Here is a 6,042-nt window from a genome sequence, read left to right as displayed (position 1 = left end):
GTTCTTTCATGGCGCCTCCAATATGGGCGATAGGATATCGCCCTTAAGAGGTGTCCGGAATCATTAGGCCAGTTCAAGCTCCCTCCCACACGGAGCAGATTGGAACTAATAAAAAGGGGGAGCAGTTATCTGCTCCCCCTTTTCGTTTGTTACCGCCTGATCAATGCACGAACAGCGCAATCAGGATGATGATCGGGATCGGGATACCGAGGAACAGCAACATTAATGAGCGCATTTTTGTTTTCTCCTGACTTAGCGAAGGGTCGATGTAGTGGTGGTATAGGCGGAACGCGTTTCCAGGTAGGTCACGGCGTCACGACGACGGCCACCCCAGATGGCTGCGAGGCTGGCGATGAAAGCACCGATCAGCAGGGCAACGAAGGTCCACAGTGCAGTCATGGCGGCGGCAGATGCAGCGGCATCGGCAGCTTGCTTGGCTTTCAGCTTGGCATCTTCAACCGCTTGACGAGCCTGGCCATACACTTGGTCAACACGCGCCTGGGCTTCCGCCTGGCTGAGGTTGGTGCGCTGGGAAACCAGCTGCGCCAGGTAAGTACGATCTTCGGCATTCAACTGACCATCGTTGGCCAGGGTCTTGGTGAAGATACGGACCACCACGCCGCGCGCAGCGTCGTCATTGACGGCAACCTGGCGATTGTCACGGAACAGGCTGTCAACGAAGTAACCATACTGGTCGCCGCTGGTGTTGCTGGCGGCAGAACCGGCTGCCTGCGTTGCAGCGCTGGCTGCACCCGATACCATGCTTGCACCGGCCTTGACGCCGCCGCCGACCAGACTGCCCACGGAACCGACAATCAGTACTGCGGCGACCAGCGTGGCCACTGCCCAGGACAGGAAGCCGTGAGCGGTGTCGCGGAAGTACACTTCGTCACCGTGCATGTTGGCCCACTTCACACGAAGTCGGCCGGCCAGGTAACCGCCCATGCCAGACGCAAGAATCTGCGTCACAGCCAGCCAGATGACCGCTGAAATGCCCAGGCCCTTTGCGCTTGCACCTTCGTTGGCCCACGGCGACATCGCCGAGAAGCCAAGGCCGGTGCCCAGCAATATCAGGATCATTGAGAGTGCCGCAGCGCCGGCGGCCCCTGCGAAAATGGCGCCCCAGGAAACACCCGAGACATTGTTGGATTGCTCATGTACAGCGGCAGGATAAGTATCAGGGGTAGGATTCATTGTTGTGCTGCTCCGTGCGAATAATGTTGTTACATCTTTCCAATGGTCATGGTGCGAAGGTTGTGCCATACGGCCGAATAAAAAAATAGCGTTATATATCAACACGTTGACAGGTCTTGCAGCTTTGCGATTCATGCATTTTGCATGACCGACAGATTTTCGACAGGCGTTCTGCCCGGTGCAATAAAAACCAATCGCATCAAGGAGTTGCGCGTTTTTTTTACCAACCTTGTTAAAGCGTAGATAAAGCTTTAACGGCGAGGGAATGCCAGAAGCTACCGCCGTTCACCGGGCTGTCACACCGTTATGAAACGAATGCGACAAACGGGCTCTCTAACTCAGCGTTTGGCCTATAGTTCGCTTTCCAAAACCTGTCTTAGAGAGGTTAACCGTCCATGTTTCTGCACCGCCCCCTGGAAGAAAAAGATATCCCGTTCATCTGCGCCATGCCGCAGTCTGTTGATGAACTCTTTTATATGTTCCCCAAGGCGGTCTTCCCGCTCACGCCTGCGCAGCTCACCGACTCCATCGAGCATCGTTCGGACAACACCGTGATAGAACTCCACGGTGAGGTGGTCGGCTTTGCCAATTTTTCTCGTTTTGATTTTCGCGGGCGCTGCTCGATGGGCAACGTGATTATTGCGCCACATGCGCGCTCCAAAGGCGTCGGTCGCTACATGATCGGTTGCATGAAGGAACTGGCGTTTAATAAACACGAGGCCACTGAGCTCACGGCGTCGTGCTTCAATCACAATGTGCCGGGGTTGCTGTTTTATCCAAGGCTTGGATTCAAACCGTTTTCCATTGAGGAGCGGCTCGATAAAAAGGGCGCCCGTGTGGCATTGATTCATTTGCGCCTGCCCAAGGACTGACCGTGGGCCCAAGTTTCGTCGGCGACCTATGTTTGCCGACGAGTGGCCTGGGTATTTGTTGGGCATTTATTGCCCTCAAATATATTCATAATCATATAAATCGTCACTCACGCGCTGTTTTCCAACTCAATCGGGTTGAGTGAATCGATTTTTCTCCTTCGTTTTTAGTGGCGCTCACTGTTGTGGGGCAGCGCCCAGGGCACGTTGCTTCAAGATGGAGCGGGGCGTATAACTTATTGCATCCCCCATTATGCGCAACGAACTGTGCATGGGTAAGCGAGGACCTCTCGACGCCACGAAAAGAAACAGCGGCACCCCTGTCCGGCGTTGGCAGCGTGCCTGGAGGAAGACTCAATGATTGCTTGCAGGCTTTCCGATCTGGAGTTACGGAGCATAATTGAAAGTGCGTTTTTGCCTTTGCGTTGTAACTGTACGGTTTCAGCAGCCAAAACAATGTCGGTTGAAATAGTGGACCCAACCACCGAGCACGTTGAACTGTTCGTTTCCGGCATCGTTCTGGACAAGCTCGACACCAGCCGTGCGATTTGCACGCTGATCACCGGGCTACGCGCTGAACTGGAGCATCATCAACACCCCCACGCATTGGCAGGCTAGTAAAACGTATCTGCGTTATTACCGCTGCACTCACATTTGCGCCCGTCGCTCTTAATGATCGATGGGCGTCGTCGTTTCTGGTGGTTGTGATTGATGAAAGTAAAGAAGGGAACTTATTCTGGAATCTAAACCATCACTGTTTGTCGCCAAGTCATTTAAAAGGCGGGCGCTACTTGTCGGTGTAATCTTTGCACGCTGCGACGACTCCACGGTTTGAACTAAATACACAACCGGTCCCATTGAAATTTGCAGTGGTGGTATTGACCCTGTCGCGGAGATCAAGCAAGGTTCGTCGTCCCTGAGATTGTCCGTCGGGACTCCATTGGAAAGAGGGCAGTATGGCTGACGATCAACAACCGGTATTCCACACAAGCTTTGAGTTCGTGCGCACCCGACCTGGCCGGCGCAAGGTACTGGCAATGCTGGGTATATTGGCTCTGTTGGTCATCGCATGCGCCGCCGCAATCGGGCTCATGCTGGAACGCCTGGAAGCCCGCGACGTCAACTTCCACCCCCCGATGACACCGGCAGAGCGGCAGTTGCTGATGCCGGCAGAACCCACGCTCGACGTCACGCCCAGCGTGGGCGGTTTGCGGTACGGTCATCAGGTCGGCGGCAATGCCAGCGATACGCCGGACGACGAAACCGGTGTCATCGAAGGTGTTGTTGGCAATCATCTGGTGCTGCGCAAGGGTGGCGACTGGAAAGAAGTCAACGGCCACGCCCAGGACCTTAGTCACGCGCATTGACCTGATCGGGTTATCCCGACTGTTCCCCCTTCACATCGGATCAAACATCCGGCCGAATGCTTTTCAGTTCAGTGAAATGACCGCGGATGTTCGTTTTCGAACAGCAGCTTGAATTGCTTCTCCTGCTCGGTATTGACCGCGTAGTGCTCAAGAATAGGGCCTGCTTCAATGCGACCGTCCAGCGCAACACGGATGATGGCCGACTTCGAAAGATAGTCCGGTACTTCGCCGATAATCGTCAGCTCCCGCAAACTGTGCCCATCCTGCTGGACCGTTGCGAGGCGTACCCGGCAGGTCGCTTGCATGGGGATAGGCCCAAACAGCGTGTCTCGGGAATAGTCGATTTCAGCAATACTGGATCCAGTCATCTTTTGCGCATTCATGACAACAGCCTCTATATCCATTTAAAAGGTAACGCCTACCTGATAATGGAGGCGTAACCGCGTGAAATAGTTCGCGTTATCCCGCAAATGGATAGACCACTCATCGAATGTGCGAGTCGGACGCGGGGTGCGTGACGCTTGGACCCGGGCGCCCGGACGATTTGGTGATTTTATAAATATATGGACGAGAATCCAGCGGTTTTTTCCCGGCGCCAATAATAAATTAGCTAATTAATTCATTGGCTTATAGGGTTTGATACGACCTTGCAGAGTTTTATCAGAAAATTGACACCTTGCTGGTAATTTGAAATTATCTGCCCACGTTCTGCGCTGTAATAAACACGAGACGCCTCGGGCGGTCCGGTTTAAAAAAGCTCGATCCAGAGGCGCTCGTCGAAGTGGCGGTAGCATCCCCATTTTCTGACCACGCCTGCTGTCAACGCAGGTGCATGCGATCAGCGCAGTCCTCTCCCTCCCTCATTCGATCTTCGTCTTCTGTCACGCCCGGCGTTACCCGGATTGCGTGCTGCCTGTGGACGATACGAATACCTGTCTGTTTTCAAAGTTTCGCCACATGCATTCATCGGCATGGGGCGACGGTAGTTATGCCTGCGGTTTTTCAGGGCGGGCAGAAAGTGTGTTGTTTCTTCGACCTTTTAGTTGATTAAAAGGCCATCCAGCGATGGCTGTTTCTCTGCCGCCCCTCATCACCCAAGGCACAACTTGGGCCGCGCTAACGCCTCGATAGTTTGGAGTAAGTGATTATGTACGGAGATCATTTGGAAACCGTTTGCGGTTGTGTCGTCGCAGGTGCCGGACCTGCGGGAATGGGCATGCTCTTTAACGCGTTGAAAAGCGGCGTGATGCCGGAGCTGGCCAGGGAAGGCCTGATCATTGTCGATGCGAGCGCCAATCCCGGTACCGGCCGGCTGGGCGAATACAACATCACGGCCAACTCGGTGGGGGACGTTTTCCTAGATTGTCTGCGCGACCCGGCCCTGCGGGACGTTTTCGAACCCCTGGAGCGTTCTCCGGCGTACTGGCGCATTCGTCGTCAGGCACAGAGCGCCCCGCTGTTATCGGACGTCGCGGAGTTGCTCGCCGAGGCGTCGAAGCTGGTGCTGGATTTCATCGTTGACCGCTATGGCGTGAAGCTCTGGCGCAGCACCGCCATCACCGAAGTGGTCCATGACGGCGACGAATATCAGGTGTGGGTCGAGTCCGAGGGACGCAGCCGGCGGATTCGCTGCCGTTCCGTGATCCTCAATCTGGGCGGGCGTCAGAATCCGCAGCATCTGATCAACAGCCTCGCCGATCAGGGCCTGGCCGTGTCGCCCACGGCGCAGATTCAAAGCGCCGACGCATTGCTGCGCATGAACGCGGTGCAGTTGCGCGACTATTTCGCACCGACCCTGGCGCGCAACGGCCGGATCACCGTGGTCGGCGGCTCGCACAGCGCGTTTTCCATGCTGGAAAACCTGGCGGACGCGCTGGAGTTTGCCGGGCTCAAGGAAGTCACACTGGTGCACCGTTCGCCCATCCGGCTGTTCTACGAGAGCGCCGACGCGGCGATGCAGGCCGGGTACGGCTTCGATCCGCAACGGGACGTTTGCCCGATTTCAGGACGGGTCAACCGTTCCGGCGGCTTGCGCTACCGTGCGCTGGACATCGGCCGTGAGGCGCTGTCATGCGGGCGCATCGGCAAGACCGGCGTGCGGGTGCAGCTGCTGCAGACGGCGAACGGCCCGAGTGGTCATTTCGACAGTGCGAAGCAGGCCCTGGCCGAGTCGGATGTGGTGGTGCAATGCACCGGCTACCAGCCGCGGCTGCCCGCACTGAACTACGCCAGCGGGGGGGCCATCGGCTTGCTCGAAGTCAAAGGCGGCCTGGATTCGGACGCCTCCGGCTGCCCCCTGGACAGCACCGGCCAGCGTTTGCACGGGCTGCATCTGTTCGGCCTTGGCGCCGGCCTGGGCGTGGACCCGCGCCTGGGCAGCGAGGCCTCGTTTGACGGCCGCATTTACGGCGTCTGGCAGTTTCACCACGACGCCAGCGGCACGGTGATCGACGCCGTGCTCGCGCGTCTGCAGGAGGCGGTGCTCGAACCGGTCAGCCTGAGCCACAAAACCTCACCCAACCGGGAAGTCGCGCGCTTGCCGTTTCTGTGGCCGACGCTGGTCAACGCGCATTCCTGAACGGTCTATGATGGTTGCGTTGACGGCAGTTCGA

The 6,042-nt window shown here is 56.7% G+C and carries 6 protein-coding genes; 4 read left to right on the top strand and 2 right to left on the bottom strand.

From position 1 onward, the window contains the following. Window positions 1–252 precede the first annotated feature (252 nt). A complete protein-coding gene (locus ABQX22_RS23760) occupies window positions 253–1,080 on the bottom strand; it encodes a hypothetical protein (RefSeq protein ID WP_349802326.1) in 828 nt (275 codons plus the stop codon). 509 nt (window positions 1,081–1,589) lie between these two features. On the opposite strand from ABQX22_RS23760, the gene ABQX22_RS23755 reads away from it, so the two are divergent. From ABQX22_RS23755 to ABQX22_RS23745, 3 genes are all read left to right on the top strand, one after another. Next, complete coding sequence (locus ABQX22_RS23755; RefSeq protein ID WP_349802325.1) at window positions 1,590–2,066, top strand: GNAT family N-acetyltransferase; 477 nt, start codon at window positions 1,590–1,592, stop codon at window positions 2,064–2,066. A gap of 354 nt (window positions 2,067–2,420) precedes the next feature. Then, entirely contained in the window at window positions 2,421–2,681 is a 261-nt protein-coding gene (locus tag ABQX22_RS23750) for a DUF1652 domain-containing protein (protein ID WP_349802324.1), read from the top strand. A gap of 338 nt (window positions 2,682–3,019) precedes the next feature. Next, window positions 3,020–3,430: a hypothetical protein gene (locus ABQX22_RS23745; protein WP_349802323.1), complete on the top strand. Its 411-nt coding sequence runs from the start codon at window positions 3,020–3,022 to the stop codon at window positions 3,428–3,430. 68 nt (window positions 3,431–3,498) lie between these two features. On the opposite strand, the gene ABQX22_RS23740 is transcribed toward ABQX22_RS23745, so the two are convergent. Further along, window positions 3,499–3,813 (bottom strand): hypothetical protein, encoded by a 315-nt coding sequence (locus tag ABQX22_RS23740; protein WP_349802322.1) that lies wholly within the window; start codon window positions 3,811–3,813, stop codon window positions 3,499–3,501. Window positions 3,814–4,640: 827 nt separating this feature from the next. On the opposite strand from ABQX22_RS23740, the gene ABQX22_RS23735 reads away from it, so the two are divergent. Next, the gene (locus ABQX22_RS23735) at window positions 4,641–6,008 is read left to right on the top strand and encodes a hypothetical protein (protein WP_349802321.1); all 1,368 of its coding nucleotides are present in this window, start codon (window positions 4,641–4,643) and stop codon (window positions 6,006–6,008) included. Window positions 6,009–6,042 lie beyond the last annotated feature (34 nt).

Origin of the sequence: Xanthomonas sp. WHRI 1810A (assembly GCF_040202885.1) — a bacterium.
GTDB lineage: Bacteria > Pseudomonadota > Gammaproteobacteria > Pseudomonadales > Pseudomonadaceae > Aquipseudomonas.
Note: the sequence above shows the minus strand (reverse complement) of the source record. Positions and strands in the feature narration are given on the sequence as shown.